At 71.4% G+C, this 13,372-nt stretch carries 14 protein-coding genes; 6 read left to right on the top strand and 8 right to left on the bottom strand.

Annotated elements, in window-relative coordinates; all coding sequences use genetic code 11:
- Positions 1–3: 3 nt before the first annotated feature.
- The gene (locus AB1046_RS05235) at positions 4–819 is read right to left on the bottom strand and encodes a DUF4184 family protein (RefSeq protein ID WP_369373047.1); all 816 of its coding nucleotides are present in this window, start codon (positions 817–819) and stop codon (positions 4–6) included.
- A gap of 107 nt (positions 820–926) precedes the next feature.
- Between AB1046_RS05235 and AB1046_RS05230 the strand changes: the two genes are divergently transcribed.
- Positions 927–1,331, top strand: coding sequence for a pilus assembly protein CpaE (locus AB1046_RS05230; RefSeq protein WP_369373044.1), 405 nt, complete (start codon positions 927–929; stop codon positions 1,329–1,331).
- A gap of 111 nt (positions 1,332–1,442) precedes the next feature.
- Here AB1046_RS05230 and AB1046_RS05225 read toward each other — a convergent pair whose 3' ends face one another.
- Both AB1046_RS05225 and AB1046_RS05220 read right to left on the bottom strand, forming a co-directional pair.
- On the bottom strand, positions 1,443–2,189 hold the full coding sequence (locus AB1046_RS05225) for an HAD family hydrolase (protein WP_369373042.1): 747 nt from the start codon (positions 2,187–2,189) through the stop codon (positions 1,443–1,445).
- 98 nt (positions 2,190–2,287) lie between these two features.
- Positions 2,288–3,532 carry a TIGR03364 family FAD-dependent oxidoreductase gene (locus tag AB1046_RS05220; protein ID WP_369373040.1) on the bottom strand — a complete coding sequence of 415 codons (1,245 nt, stop codon included), beginning with the start codon at positions 3,530–3,532 and terminating at the stop codon, positions 2,288–2,290.
- A 71-nt stretch (positions 3,533–3,603) separates the two neighbouring features.
- On the opposite strand from AB1046_RS05220, the gene AB1046_RS05215 reads away from it, so the two are divergent.
- Positions 3,604–4,368: a GntR family transcriptional regulator gene (locus tag AB1046_RS05215; protein WP_369373038.1), complete on the top strand. Its 765-nt coding sequence runs from the start codon at positions 3,604–3,606 to the stop codon at positions 4,366–4,368.
- On the opposite strand, the gene AB1046_RS05210 is transcribed toward AB1046_RS05215, so the two are convergent.
- Genes AB1046_RS05210 through AB1046_RS05195 form a run of 4 tightly spaced genes read right to left on the bottom strand, consistent with a single transcriptional unit; the run spans position 4,305 to position 8,804 of the window.
- Entirely contained in the window at positions 4,305–5,435 is a 1,131-nt protein-coding gene (locus tag AB1046_RS05210) for a zinc-binding dehydrogenase (RefSeq protein WP_369373036.1), read from the bottom strand. The two genes, AB1046_RS05215 and AB1046_RS05210, sit on opposite strands and share 64 nt — an antisense overlap.
- Positions 5,411–6,994: a phosphonate ABC transporter, permease protein PhnE gene (phnE, locus tag AB1046_RS05205; RefSeq protein WP_369373034.1), complete on the bottom strand. Its 1,584-nt coding sequence runs from the start codon at positions 6,992–6,994 to the stop codon at positions 5,411–5,413. Before phnE ends, AB1046_RS05210 begins: the two co-directional genes overlap by 25 nt.
- Positions 6,991–7,851, bottom strand: coding sequence for a phosphonate ABC transporter ATP-binding protein (gene phnC / locus AB1046_RS05200; RefSeq protein WP_369373032.1), 861 nt, complete (start codon positions 7,849–7,851; stop codon positions 6,991–6,993). The genes phnE and phnC overlap by 4 nt, the downstream gene beginning before the upstream one ends.
- A complete protein-coding gene (locus AB1046_RS05195) occupies positions 7,839–8,804 on the bottom strand; it encodes a phosphate/phosphite/phosphonate ABC transporter substrate-binding protein (RefSeq protein WP_369373030.1) in 966 nt (321 codons plus the stop codon). The genes phnC and AB1046_RS05195 overlap by 13 nt, the downstream gene beginning before the upstream one ends.
- 105 nt (positions 8,805–8,909) lie before the next feature.
- Here AB1046_RS05195 and AB1046_RS05190 point away from each other — a divergent pair, with 105 nt between their 5' ends.
- Both AB1046_RS05190 and AB1046_RS05185 read left to right on the top strand, forming a co-directional pair.
- On the top strand, positions 8,910–10,106 hold the full coding sequence (locus AB1046_RS05190; protein WP_369373028.1) for an alpha-D-ribose 1-methylphosphonate 5-triphosphate diphosphatase: 1,197 nt from the start codon (positions 8,910–8,912) through the stop codon (positions 10,104–10,106).
- A gap of 276 nt (positions 10,107–10,382) precedes the next feature.
- Positions 10,383–10,538 (top strand): zinc transporter permease, encoded by a 156-nt coding sequence (locus AB1046_RS05185; protein ID WP_369373026.1) that lies wholly within the window; start codon positions 10,383–10,385, stop codon positions 10,536–10,538.
- A 56-nt stretch (positions 10,539–10,594) separates the two neighbouring features.
- Here AB1046_RS05185 and AB1046_RS05180 read toward each other — a convergent pair whose 3' ends face one another.
- Entirely contained in the window at positions 10,595–11,686 is a 1,092-nt protein-coding gene (locus tag AB1046_RS05180; RefSeq protein WP_369373024.1) for a type I restriction endonuclease, read from the bottom strand.
- A 337-nt stretch (positions 11,687–12,023) separates the two neighbouring features.
- Here AB1046_RS05180 and AB1046_RS05175 point away from each other — a divergent pair, with 337 nt between their 5' ends.
- Both AB1046_RS05175 and AB1046_RS05170 read left to right on the top strand, forming a co-directional pair.
- A complete protein-coding gene (locus AB1046_RS05175) occupies positions 12,024–12,965 on the top strand; it encodes a DUF4352 domain-containing protein (protein ID WP_369373022.1) in 942 nt (313 codons plus the stop codon).
- Positions 12,966–13,182: 217 nt separating this feature from the next.
- Positions 13,183–13,368, top strand: coding sequence for a hypothetical protein (locus tag AB1046_RS05170; RefSeq protein WP_369373020.1), 186 nt, complete (start codon positions 13,183–13,185; stop codon positions 13,366–13,368).
- Positions 13,369–13,372 lie beyond the last annotated feature (4 nt).

Raw genomic sequence — 13,372 nt, 5'->3', positions numbered from 1 at the left:
GGGCTACCGCGACTGACGGGACGCCTGGACGCCGCGGGCCACCCACCACGTCGCGACGTACAGCAGCAGCGCGGCGATCAGGGCGGCCCCCGCGCCGGTCGCGCTGGTGGAGAGCACGCTCTCGATCACCTGCCTGGCCGGCAGCTCGGCGTCGGGCCAGGAGGGCAGGGTGCTGGCCACCGCGCCGACGACGGCCACGCCGACGACTATCCAGAGCAGCCGCAGCAGCTGGTGCCGGGCGGCCGGGCGACGCCCGGCGTCGTCGGGCAGGAGGCGGGAGCGGCGTCGCCACAGGTACCAGGCGATGAGCACCAGCCCGACGACGGTGCTGGCGTGCTGCAGCGCCCGCGCCCACGTCAGGTCACCGACCAGCGGGGTGCTGAGCCCGGGGACGTTAAGGACCACCCAGCCGTCGCTGTGCGTGAAGGAGTCCCAGACCAGGTGGGTGGCGATGCCGATGACCAGGGACAGCAGCACCCAGCCGCCGCGCCGCAGGAGCACGCTGCCCGACGTCGTTGCCGGCACCGGGGGGCCGACGACGTCGGGCAGCAGCGCCACGACCGGCGGGCGGGCGATCAGGTACAGCACCCACAGCGCCACCGCGTACGGCAGGCTGACGGTGACCGCGCCGACCAGCCCGTGCGAGGTCGTGGCGTTCATGAACGGCTCGTACCAGGACTGGGCGCTCACGGGGATCGGCGTCGAGCGGGCGAAGTACGGCAGGTCCGGCGCGACGGCCCCGGCCACGAGCGCGGCGGCGCTGAACGGGTGCCGCAGCAGCGGCAGCACCGCGGCGGGGTGCGAGAGGGTGAACGGCACTGCCGGACACTATCGTCACGCAGGGCCGGGTGCCCATTCGTGCTGCGCGTCGTGGTGGGCTGATGGCACTGTGGTCAGGGTTCTCGCTTGTGCCCGACAATGGTTCGATGATCTCCACCGAGCTCGCCGCGACGCTGCGCGACGCCGGGCTGGTCTGGACGCCGGTCGACGGCGACCAGTTCCGGGTCCGGGCGCCCGGGCTCGCGAGCGACGTCTTCACCGTGAGCACCATGACCATCGAGGCGCACGAGTACCCGACGGGCACCATCCTCGGCTTCAACGGCACCACCGAGTGGGCACTCGACTCGATCGCCATCGAGGACGCCCTCTGGCTGCCGCGCGAGGACCAGCTGCGCACGCTCCTGCGGTCGAGCTTCCAGACGCTGCGGCGTAGTGACGACACCTACGAGGTGGAGGTTTCGCTGCTCGGCGAGCTGCGCGTATTCACCGACCCGGAGCCCGCGGAGGCCTACGGCCGTGCGCTGCTGGCCCTGATCGAGCTGAGCCGCTGAGCCGCTGAGCCGCTGAGCCGCTGTCGACGCGGGTTCAACAGGCGCTGGGGCCGTTTTGATGCCGGTTCCGGTACCTCAGAGCCTGTTGAACCAGAGTCAGCCGGTCGTGGACTACGGCAGGCGGGGGAGCAGGTCCGGGAGGGCTGCGACAGAGGGGAGCAGGTGGGTGTGCGGGGCGGCCGCCAGCGTTTCCCGCGGCACGCCGCCGCTGAGCACGCCGACCACCACGCCCGCCCCGGCGTTGGTGCCCGCCTCCAGGTCCAGGACGGTGTCGCCCACGGTGAGCACCGCGGCCGCACGCCACACCGCGGTGCGCTCCATCGCCCGGTGCACCATGTACGGCGCGGGGCGGCCCGCGGGCACGTCGTCGGTGCAGATCACGGTGTCGACGACGCCGTCGCGCCAGCCGAGCCGGTCGAGCAGCAGGTCGGTGACGTCCACCGAGAACCCAGTGGTCAGCGCGATCTTGGCGCCGTGCGCGCGCAGCGCGGCGAAGGCGTCGAGCACACCCGGCATCGCGATGGGCGGCGTCTTGTCGTACGCCTCGCGCAGCAGCCGCTCGAAGTCGAGGAAGGTCTCGTCGACGGTGTCCTCGTGGATGGCGGTCTTGACGGCGACGTTGGTCTCCCGGCCGACGCCGACGACGTCGGCCTGGCCGCCGACGACGTCGGCCTGGCCGCCGCCGATCGCCAGCAGGGCGCGGATGGCCGTGCGCTTGTCCGCGCCCATCCAGTGCGCGACGTCAGCGACGTCGGCCCGGCTGCCGTGCCGGCGGACGGCATCGTGGAGAGCGCGATAGACGGCGCCCCCCTCCTCGACGGTGGTGCCTGCGATGTCCAGGGCAGCGAGAGCGATCATGGGTGGTTCCTTCCAGAGGGGTCGTGCGGGAGCTGTGTTGGACGGCGCCGCGGCGGCAGCACCGGTGGAGGCCGCGCGGCCGCGGGCCGGGAGAGCGGTCAGGCCCCGAGCGGGGCGTGGTCGAGGCCGGCGCGGTCGAGGACGTGCGCGGCGAGCCCCAGGCCCGTCGTCATACCGATGCCGGTGGTGACCGTTGCGACGTGCACCCCCGGCTCCGGCTCGGCGACCAGGAACTCCCGGCCGGGCGCGGTCGCGTAGGTGCCCTGCCAGCGTTCGACGACGTCGAGGTCGCGGCCGAGCAGGTCCGTCATGAGCCGCAGCAGCACGGTGTAGCCCGCCTCGTCCTGGAACACCGGCGCGTCAACGGCGCGCACGTGCGTGTCGCCGATGATCAGGGTGCCGTCCTCCTGCGGGGTCAGCATCAGGTTGACGTCCCAGGCGGCGCCGTCGGGCTCGGCGTCCGCGAGCTCACCGGCGACGTCGGCCGCGGACGGGCAGGCGGCGAAGGCCGCGTACCGGACCATGGACCAGCCGGTCAGCAGAGGCCCAGGGAACCGAGGGTCGGACGGCGCGCCCGGCCGCACGCGCAGCATGTGCAGGCGACAGCGGCGCAGGCCGACCTGGGCGGCGAGGTCGGGCAGCAGCCGGTCGAGGTCGTGGTGCGTTGCGACGATCACGGCGTCCGCCTCGATCCGCCCCGCCGTGGTCTCTACTCGACCGGTACCGACGGCGCGGGCCGCCGTCCGCCATCGGAACGTCACGCCCTGCTGCTCCAGCCAGGCAGCGAGGGCGGGGGCCGCGGCGCGAGGATCCACCTGCAGGTCGAGCGGCAGGTGCGCGCCACCCACGACGGGCCCGGGCCGGACCGGGACCACCGCACGGGCCTGTGCGGCGTCGAGCAGCCGGACCTCGCTCTCGCCGCGCTCGGCGGCGAGCTCCGCCAGGAGCCGCAGCTCCGCGTCCGTCCGCGCGACGACGTGCGCGCCGACCTGCGCGACGCCAAAACCCGCGGCGGAGCCGAGCGACAGCCAGCGCTCGCGGGCGGCAAGGGCGTACTCGCGCGCCTCGCCGGCCTGTGCCGTGACACAGAGGTGCCCGAAGTTCTGCACGGACGAACCGACCACGGAGGAGGCCTGCTCGACGACGGACACGCGGTAACCGCGGCGGTGCGCCTCGGCGGCCGCGCCGAGCCCGACGATCCCGGCGCCGACGACCACGACGTGCCCGGCCGCCCCATGGCGCCCCGCCTCGATCGAGAACGGGGTTGTGCTTGTTGTGCCAGCCGGTAGAGACACAACCCCGTTCTCGACGGGGGCGGCGGGGTGGGGGCCGGGGGTGGTCATGCTTGTCCTTTGGTGGCGAGGGGCAGGGTGGAGTTCATGCGGGAGTCACCCGGCCGGGTTACGGTCCGCCCGTGAGCAAGTCGACCGAGATCGTCCGGGTGCTCGCCGAGGAGCTGCAGAGCGTCCCGCCGGGTACGCGGGTCGCGTCGGAGGCCGACGTCGGCCAGCGGTTCGGCGTCGGGCGTGCCGCGGCGCGCGCGGCACTGGGGGAGCTCGAACGTCGGATGCTGGTGAGCCGCATCCAGGGCGTCGGCACGTTCACGCGGCGGCGCGTCGACTACCTGGTCGCGCCAGGCAAGGCGCCGTCGTGGAGCCGGACGATCCGCGAGGCAGGAGCGACACCGCGCACGGTCGTGCTGGCGTGCGACGAGGTGCCGCTGCCGTCCGGTGTCGCGGCCGAGCTCGGCACCGGGCCGGGGGAGCCGGGCTTCCGCCTCGTGCGCCGGTCGTTCATCGACGACATGCCCGCCGCCTGGGGCGTCGAGTGGCTGACCGTGGCGCTCGTGCCCGAGCTGCCCACGGCCCTGCGGCACGAGGAGTCGCTGGACGCGATCCTGCGCGCCGTGGCGCGGGTGCGGCCGGAACGCGCTTGGACACGGTCCAGCATGGAGTCCGCCCCGGACGACGCGAGCGCCGGCCTCGGCTGCCGCCCCGGCGACCCGGCCTGGCTGATCGTGAGTCTCGCGCGCGACGGCGCGGACGGGCGCCCGGTGCTCTTCACCGAGCGCTGGGTCCGGTCGGACGCCGTCCGGGTGATCGTCGAGCTGGGTGCTCACGGGACCACCGCCGCTCGCGGTGCTACGCCTGGCGGGCCGGTGAGCAGCCGTCCGACCTGATCGAGCCCGACGGCGGGCGTGACCAGCTCGTGCCACGGCGCGGTGTCGCGGGTGCGGTCGAGCAGGTCCAGCGCGGCGCTCAGGTGCCGCGGCTCGTAGTTGTGCACGCCGGTCACGGTGAGCCAGCCGCGCACCACGCGCTCGGCGTCCAGCGGCACCGGCGGGGCAGGCGCCACGGAGCCGGCCAGGACGAGCCGCCCGCCGATGTCGAGCGCGTCGAGGCACCGCGCGACCGCGGAGCTCGCCCCAGACAGCTCGATCGCGACGTCGACAAGGCCGGTGCTGAGCGGCTCGTCCACCCCGTGCGTGGAGGTCGCGCCGAACCGCAGCGCCAGGTCCAGCCGGTCCCGGTCCGGGTCGGTGACCAGGACCTCCGCGGCCCCGGCGTCGCGTGCCGCAGCGACGGCGGTGATGCCGAGCATCCCCGCGCCGCTGATCAGCACACGGCGGCCGGTCAGCGGTCCCGCCGCCTCGATAGTGGCCATCACGGTGGCGCTGGCGCAGCCGGCGGGCGACGCCAGCTCGTCGGGCAGCTCTGCGGGCACCCGGGCGATCGTCGCGCCGCGCGGCAGCACAAGGTGGTGCGCGTAGGTCCCGCTGAGCGGCCAGTCGGATGCGAACGCCTCGTGCCCGACCTTGCGCACCGACCGGCACTTCGCGGTACGCCCGGCGGCGCACCGGTCGCACGCCCCGCACCCGACGGTCACGCCCCACACGATCCGGTCGCCAACAGCGAGCGGATGGTTGCCAAGGTCAGCGTCTGCGCCATTCGTCTCGACGACGACGGCCCCGCCGGGACCGATCGCGACAAGCTCGCCCACCGCCTCGTGCCCGAGGACCGATGGGACCGGGGACGAGCGTCGTCCGGAGACCGTGTGCCGGTCGCTGCCGCACACCGTGGCGAGCCGCACCCGGACGAGCACCTCGCCCGGGCCGAGGGCCGGGAGCGGCACCTCGACGAGCCGGACGGCGTCGCCGCCCTCCCACAGGGCAACGGTGGTCGTCAGGGCTGGTGCTGGTGCTGGTGCTGGGGCTGGGGCAGTCAGGTCAGCTGTGCGCGGATCCACCCGGAGAGCCTTTCGATGAGGAACACAACGACGAACACCAGCAGCACGATGCCGCCCACCACCTCGAACTGGAGGGTGCGCACCGCCTCGAAGAGCAGGAACCCGACCCCGCCGGCGCCGACGATCCCGAGGATCGTCGAGGTCCGGACGTTGACGTCGAGCAGGTAGAGCGCCGAGCCGATGACGGACGGCAGGCTCTGCGGCAGGACGGCGGCGAAGAGCACCTTCCACCAGCCGCCGCCGACCGACCGCACCGCCTCGGCAGGTCCCGCGGGGATCTCCTCGACGGCGTCGGCGACGAGCTTGCCGAGGAACCCGATCGAGCCGATGCCGAGCGCTATCGCGCCCGCGACCGGCCCCAGCCCGACGGCGGCGACCAGGATGACGGCGAGGATGAGCTCGGGGATCGCGCGGACGACGAGGACTATCGCGCGGGCGGTCGCGTGCACGACGGGGTGCGGCGCCACGTTGCGGGCGGCGAGCAGGCCGAGCGGGAGCGACAGCAAGATGCCGATGCCCGTCGCCACGAGCCCGATGGCGAGCGTCTGCAGCAGCGCCTCCCAGAGGACGGGGCCGAGCGACGTGAGGTCCGGCGGGAAGGTGCGCCCGGCGATCGTGAGCAGGTCGGGCAGCGACGTCACCAGGGACACCGGGTTGATCCCCAGGCGCACGAACGCGTAGACGGTCAGGGCGATCGCCGCGCCGCCGGAGAGAAACCGGACCACGCGGTCCCGGTTGAAGCGCGGGCGCAGGGGCGCCAGGAGCGCGCGGCGCACCGCCATCGAGAGCAGCTCCATGGCCGCGACGACCACGAGGATGACCGCCACGATGCCCAGCGCCTTCGGGTACACAAGCCCCCGCAGTGCGTCCTGCAGGGCGAAGCCGATGCCGCCCGCGCCGACAAAACCGAGCACCACCGAAGTGCGCAGGTTGATGTCGACGCGGTAGACGAACGCCGAGATCCAGGCGGGCACCACCTGGGGCACCACGCCGTTGAGCAGCTCCCGCAGGGGTCCGACGCCGACGCTGCGTACCGCCTCGCGCGGCCCCGGATCGGCGTCCTCGATCGCGTCGGCGAAGAGCTTGCCGAGCATGCCGACCGAGTGCAGCGCGAGCGCCAGCACTCCCGGCAGCACGCCCAGGCCGAGGGCACGCACGAAGAGCACCGCGAACACCAGGTCGGGCACGGCGCGGCAGAAAGTGATGACACCGCGTGCGACGGCGGCGACGGCGGGGTGCGGCGTCGTCGTCCGAGCGGCGAGGAATGCCAGGGGAACTGACAGGAAGGTCGCGAGCACCGTCCCGAGGAACGCCATCAGGATGGTGTCCAGCGTCAGGGCGGCGATGCGGGCCGGGTCGTCTAGGCGCGGCGGGAGCATGCGGCCCACCAGCGAGGCGACGTTCTCGCCGCCGGCGACCAGCGCGGGCAGGTCGAGGCCGATGTACGACGACGCGGCCAGCGCCAGCAGCACCGATCCGCCTGCGATCCAGCGCAGGGCGCGCTGCCGCAGGGTGGTTGGCGGACGCACTGGTGACGTGACCGGAGCTTGGACGGTCACGCGCTTGCCTCGACGCGGCGGTAGATCGACATCGCGTCGTCGCGCGTCAGCCCCGCCGCCGGCCGGTCCAGGACCTTCGTGCCGTTGCGCAGACCGACCAGCCGGTGCGCCCAGCCGAGCGCGAGGTCGACCTGGTGCAGGGTGCACACCACCGTCAGCCCCTCCTCGGCACACACGCGCACCAGGAGGTCCATGACCGCGCCGGAGTTCTCCGGGTCGAGGGACGCGACCGGCTCGTCGGCCAGCACGAGCTGGGGCCGCTGCATGAGGGTCCGCGCGATCGCGACCCGCTGCTGCTGGCCGCCCGACAGGGTGTCGGCGCGCTGGTAGGCGTGGTCGGCGAGACCGACCCGGTCGATGTGGGCGAGGGCCTCCTCCCGCATGCGGCGCGGGTACGTGGTGACGCCGTACCGGGGGCCGCGCACCCGGCCGAGGGCGCCGATCAGGACGTTCTCCAGGCACGTGAGCCGGCCCACCAGGTTGAACTGCTGGAACACGAACCCGACCTCGGTGCGCAGGCGCCGCAGCTCCCGTCCCGAGGCGCGGTCCACGCGGGTGCCTGCGACGGTGACCTCGCCGGAGGTGGGCCGGTGCAGCCCGTTGAGGCAGCGCAGCAGCGTCGACTTGCCCGAGCCGGACAGCCCGAGGAGCACCAGCAGCTCACCGCGGGCGACATCGAGGTCGACGCCGGCCAGCGCCGTCGTGCCGTCGAACTCCTTGACCAGGCCCCGGACCCGGACCAGCGGTTCGGCCGTGTCCGTGTTGTTCGGTACGACGGCGGGAGCGACGTCAGACCCGGGCCCGGACTCGGGCGCCGCCGTGGGCCGCGCTGCGGGCAGCACGGTCAGCCCTCGCACTTGTCGGACCTGGTGAGCGTGCAGACCTCGCGCGTGCCGTCGTAGTCCGAGTCCTGTGCCGGGGCGAAGCCCCAGGCGTCCTCGTCCGTGAGCAGGCAGTCGCCGTCGCAGTAGCCCTGGGACAGCAGGTACTCGGAGTTGGCCTTCTCGGTGATCAGCGTGGCCAGCTTGGTGTTGACCTCCGCGCCGAGCGCGTTGTTGCCGACGAAGAGCGAGCCCGAGATCTTCGGCGAGCGCCAGACCTCCTTCAGGTCGCCGTCGGCCAGCTCACCGGCGTCGGGCAGGGTCTCCTCGACCATGGACTGCATGGCAAAACCCGCCTCGCAGTCCCCGGCGGCGACGGCGAGCGCCGAGGCGTCGTGGGCGCCGGCGTAGATCGGCTCGACGCCGGCCGCGACGTCGGACTCCAGGCCCGACTCGATGACGCCCGCGTCGATGAGGCCAGCCGTGGGGTAGAGGAAGCCGGACGTCGAACCGGGGTCGACGAAGCACACGCTGTGCCCGGCGAAGTCTTCGAGGCCGTCGATGTCGCTGTCGCCGGGGACGATGCCGAGCGAGTAGTAGCCGGGGTCGGCGCCCTTCTCCTCGATCGCGGCACCGAGCGGGGTGATCGCGGCGTCGTTGTGGGTGGCGATCACGTAGGCGAACGAGCCGAGGAACGCGAGGTCGACATTCTCGGCGATGAGGCCCTCGATGACGCCCGCGTAGTCGGAAGCCTGGCTCACCTCGACGGTCGCGCCCGTCTCGTCCTCGAGCATCGCGATGATCGGGTCGTAGCCGGCGGCGAGGTCGGTCGAGTTCTCCGCGGGGATCGCGGCCAGCCGGATGACCGACGGAAAGCCCTCGGCCGTAGTTCCTCCGGCCGCGGCCTGCGAGCCGCCGGCACACGCGGACATCGTCAGCGCCGTCGCGGCGGCGAGTGCCACTGTGGCGAAGGTCTTGGTGGTCTTCATGCTGCCGAGTCTGTGAGGACGCGACGAACCGCCACCCCTGCGCTGATGAACGGGGGATGAACGCTCGTTCACCGTCCAGCCAGGTCGTCCGGACAACATGACGGGATGAGCTCTGCCCTCCACCCCCAGTGGCCGATCTCGGAGACGCCCGAGGACTGGGTGCTTGGCGGGGTGCGCGCCGTCCTTCCCGGTCGGGTGGTCGACGACGCCCGGGTGGTCGTACGCGACGGCCGCATCGTCGAGGTGGGGGAGCGCCCGCCCGGTGCGCGCGCCGATCTCGACGGGGGCGGGGCGCTGTGCCTGCCCGCGCTGGTGGACGTGCACACCGACGTCCTGGCCCACGAGCGCCGTCCGCGGCCGGGGGCGGACCTCCCGCTCGACCTCGCCGTCGGCACCGCCACGGGACGACTCGCCGCCGCCGGCGTGCTCACCGCGTTCCACGGCGTGCCCTTCGGCGCGCACACCCCGGTCGGCCTGCCCGCTGGATCACCCGGGCCTGAGGATCTGCTCTCCGCGCTGCACGCACCCGAGGCTCGTGCGTCGGGCGCCAGGGTGCTGCACCGCCTCGACATCCGCAGCCCAGCCGGGCTCACCGCGCTGGAGGCCGCGCTCGCCCACGCCTCGCCCCGCGACATCCCGCCGCTGGTCTCCCACGAGGACCACACGCCCGGGATCGGGCAGTACGCCGACCCCGCGGACATGGAACGACTGCTCGTCGGCCGCGAAGGATTTAGGCCCGACGACGCGCGCGCCCACGTCCAGGGCTGGCGGCGGGAGCGCGAGGACCGCGCCGACGTCGCCGTCGCGACCCTCGACCGGCTCGGCGACCTCGCGCGGGCCGGCCGCATCCGCCTGGCCGGACACGACCCGGAGACGCCCGGCGACATCGAGGCGCTCGCGGCCCGGGGCGGCGCCATCGCGGAGTTCCCGACGACGATCGCCGCCGCCCGGGCCGCCCGCGTGCACGGGCTGCACGTCGTGGCCGGCGCCCCGAACGCCGTGCGGGGCGGCTCGCACACCGCCAACGTCTCGGCGCGCGAGCTGGTGGCGCTGGGGCTCGTGGACGCGCTCGCCTCCGACTACGTGCCGGCCACCATGCTCGCCGCCATCGAGGTGCTGGTGCGCGAGGGGCTGGCGGACCTGACCCGGGCGGTAGCGCTGGTCACGTCCGGCCCGGCGCGGGCCGCCGGCCTGGACGACCGCGGGGCGCTGATTCCGGGCGCGCGGGCCGACGTTGTGCTGGTCCGGAACGCGGGCCGGTGGCCGGCGGTGGTGGCGACCCTCCGAGCAGCTCTTCCCTGACGGCCCTGTCCGGACGGCTCTCCTGATGGCAGCGACCCGTGCGACCGAAGTCAGCGTCACGGTCGAGCATCCGACCGAAGTCAGCGCTGTCGCCTCGCCCGGATCAGCGGGGCCGCGCGGCCGTTGCCACGGCCAGAGTCAAGCCGGACGGAACTATGGCGGGATATATCGCCCGGGTGCGGGCGTGCGAGCCTCGACGACGTGCGGCGTGTACGTGGGCGTGTTCTGGTGGAAGTCCCGAGGGCCGAACAAGAGCACCGAACACGAGGAGTCAGCATGACTGTCACCGACGTCCACGCGGAGCACACGACCACCGAGCACCAGCACGGCGCGAGCTGCGGCCACGAGACCGTGCAGCACGGCGACCACGTCGACTACGTCCACGACGGGCACAAGCACGCCGTGCACGGGGAGCACTACGACGAGCACTGACCACTAAGGAACGCCGCGAGCTGGACAACGGGCCCTGCCCGCGGCGTTCGACGGTGTCACTCGTAGTTGTGCACAGTCTTTCGGATGTGCTCGGCGTGATCGTAGATCTGGTCCAGCGACTCGATCGCGTGCCGGGTCTCGACCTTCTCCTCGTCGAAGAGGCCGAGGTACTTCTGCCCCGTGTTGAAGTGGAGCCTCGCGACCGGCTTGCGGTTGTTGTCGTCCAGCAGCACGCCCATGTAGCTCTTGGTGTCACGCTGGACGATCCGAACGGGTGGGACCTCACTGCAGGCGATCGCACGCACGATCTGGAAGGCCTCGATCTCCTCGAGCGTGGTCTCGAGCCCTCGTTCTCCGGAGCCGGACTCGTCGAGGCTCGCCTCGACGGAGGCCCCGGCCGTGAGGTCCGTGGAACCGACGGTGGCGTACACCTTCCCGCCCAGCGCGGCCTTGATCCGGTCGTTCACCTGATCGGCGAGAAACTGCCGCATCGCCTTCGTCACGAGGCCACGGAACTGTTCGCGCACCTTCTGGGTGAACGATCCTTCGTAGACGCGGCTGGTCAGGCCCTTGACCCACTCGTCGTCCGCGTCGCGAAACTGAGACGCGAGAGTTCTCTTGAGCGCGCCGATGTACCTGAGCTCCTCGGCGGCGCTGACCACGGAGTCCACATCGAAGGTCTCCTTGGTCAGCTTCTGGACCTCTGGGATGAGCGATTCGTCGAGCTCCAGCAGGTCCAGCTGCAGGAACGGTGTCTCGTCCATGCGGTTGGGCCTGTCGAGGTCCGTGAAGAAGTGATACCGCTGGCCGTTCGTCAGGATGGCGATCCGGGCGTTGGCGGCGGCGAAGTAGCGGAAGAGCTGTGAGGCGTGGTTCAGCGTCAGGGGCGCGCCGACCGCTTTGGCCTCGATCAGGATCTGGACCTCGCCGTTCTTGACGATCGCATAGTCGATCTTCTCGCCCTTCTTGGTGCCGACGTCGGCGGTGAACTCCGGGACTACCTCGTCCGGATTGAAGACGTCGTAGCCAAGAACGTGCGCGATGAACGGCATGATGAATGCATTCTTGGTCGCCTCTTCTGTGGCGATGTTCGCTTTTTGCTGCTCGATCTTCGTCGCCAGTGACGCGATCCGTTCTGCGATATCCATGTGTGGGCCTCGGTTTCGATGGCAGGTCACTCCTCGTTCTCGGATGCTAGCCGGGGTGCCTCGCGCCGGCGCCGGAATCTAAATCACAGGGCGCAAGATCACCCGGGTGATCAATCGGAACTGGTTGCAAATGCATCTACGCCAGTCGTCGAGCAATGGAATCTGACGCCCCGGGGGTGCCCCGATTCTCGCTAACCGTCGAGTTCACCCGCAATTACAGGGAATATCACCCGGTGCGAGGCTCCTAAACTGTCGATGGTCGGGTTGTATTGCAGTGACGCCCCGAGCGCCGATCCGCGAACGATTACCGCGTACGACGTTTAGGCAGGAGAGAACCGTGACTCAGTCGCCTCCAGGTGGACAGCCGCCTCCCGGCTGGTACACGCATCCCGATGACCAGAACCGGACGCGCTGGTGGGATGGATCGCAGTGGGGGCCGGACACTCCGGCTGCCGCTGGCACACCTCCGTCCAACGGCTCAGAGGTCTACTCGTCCGGCGGCACGTCACCGAAGGCGGTCCGTGGTGGGGGCGCGCGCGTTGGCTGGGCCCTCGGCCTTGGCATCGCTGCGTTCGTGCTGGCCTGGGTGCCTGTCTTCGGCATCGTGCTCGCGGCTGTCGGACTACTGCTCGCGATCCTCGCGCTCGTATCTGGCAGCCGGGGGGCCAAGGTCGTCTGGGCAACCGTCCTGAGCGGGATCGCGCTCTTGATCGGCATCCTTGTTACGTCCGCGATCGCTTCGTCGGGATTGGGCTCTGGCGATGCTGCACCAGCTGCTGTCGTCGGGTCGACACCGAACGCGACCGAGGTCGACGAACCCGGTTCTGGTCCAAAGAGCACCGACGAGCCAGCCGACGAACCGAGCCCGGAGGAAGAACCAAAGGTCGCAGGTCTTGGCGACCCGGTGCGTGACGGGAAATTTGAGTTCACGGTCACGAAGATCGAGGCAGATGTGGCGCAGATCGGTGACGAGTATCTCGGCAAGAAGGCGCAGGGACAGTTCTTGCTCGTCCACTTGAAGGTCGAGAACATCGGGGACGAGGCACAGACCTTCTTTGGTGACAACCTCACTGCATTCGACGCCGACGGGCGTGAGTTCTCGGCTGACACCGAGGCTGCGTTCTACCTGGACGAGTCGAACTCGTTCATCAACGAGATCAACCCCGGTAATGCCACGGATGGCATCGTTGTCTTCGACGTCCCGAAAGATACGAAAATCACCACACTCGAGCTGCACGACTCGTTCTTCTCCAACGGTGTCACAGTCGCAGTGGGCTGATCGTGCAGTGAGCTGATCGTGCAGTGAGCTGATCGTCCCGCGCCGCATGCGCGGTAGAACCTTCATGCTGGCCTCGCGGGGTTGGGCCGGTGCTGCGCTGACGCAAGAGACCGAGCCGGGGCGCAGTTCGCGACCTGGAGGAACTGGTGCAGGATGATTTGGCCGTTTCGGCCCGTTTTGGGGTCAAGCGGCGTACCGTGGGCCGCGGAGGTACAACATGAGCAGATGGAATTTGCATGTGGGCACTCCAGGCGGCGTGATCTACGGCCTCGGTATCCTCGGGGCGCTGGTCTACTTCCTGCAGCAGGCAAACGAGATCGGGGAGTACGTCTGGGCGATCATCCAGGGACTCTTCTGGCCGGCATTCATGGTGTACGAGGGGTTCGCGGCGCTCGGCGGGTAACCAG

The organism is Promicromonospora sp. Populi, assembly GCF_041081105.1.
GTDB lineage: Bacteria > Actinomycetota > Actinomycetes > Actinomycetales > Cellulomonadaceae > Promicromonospora.
Note: the sequence above shows the minus strand (reverse complement) of the source record. Positions and strands in the feature narration are given on the sequence as shown.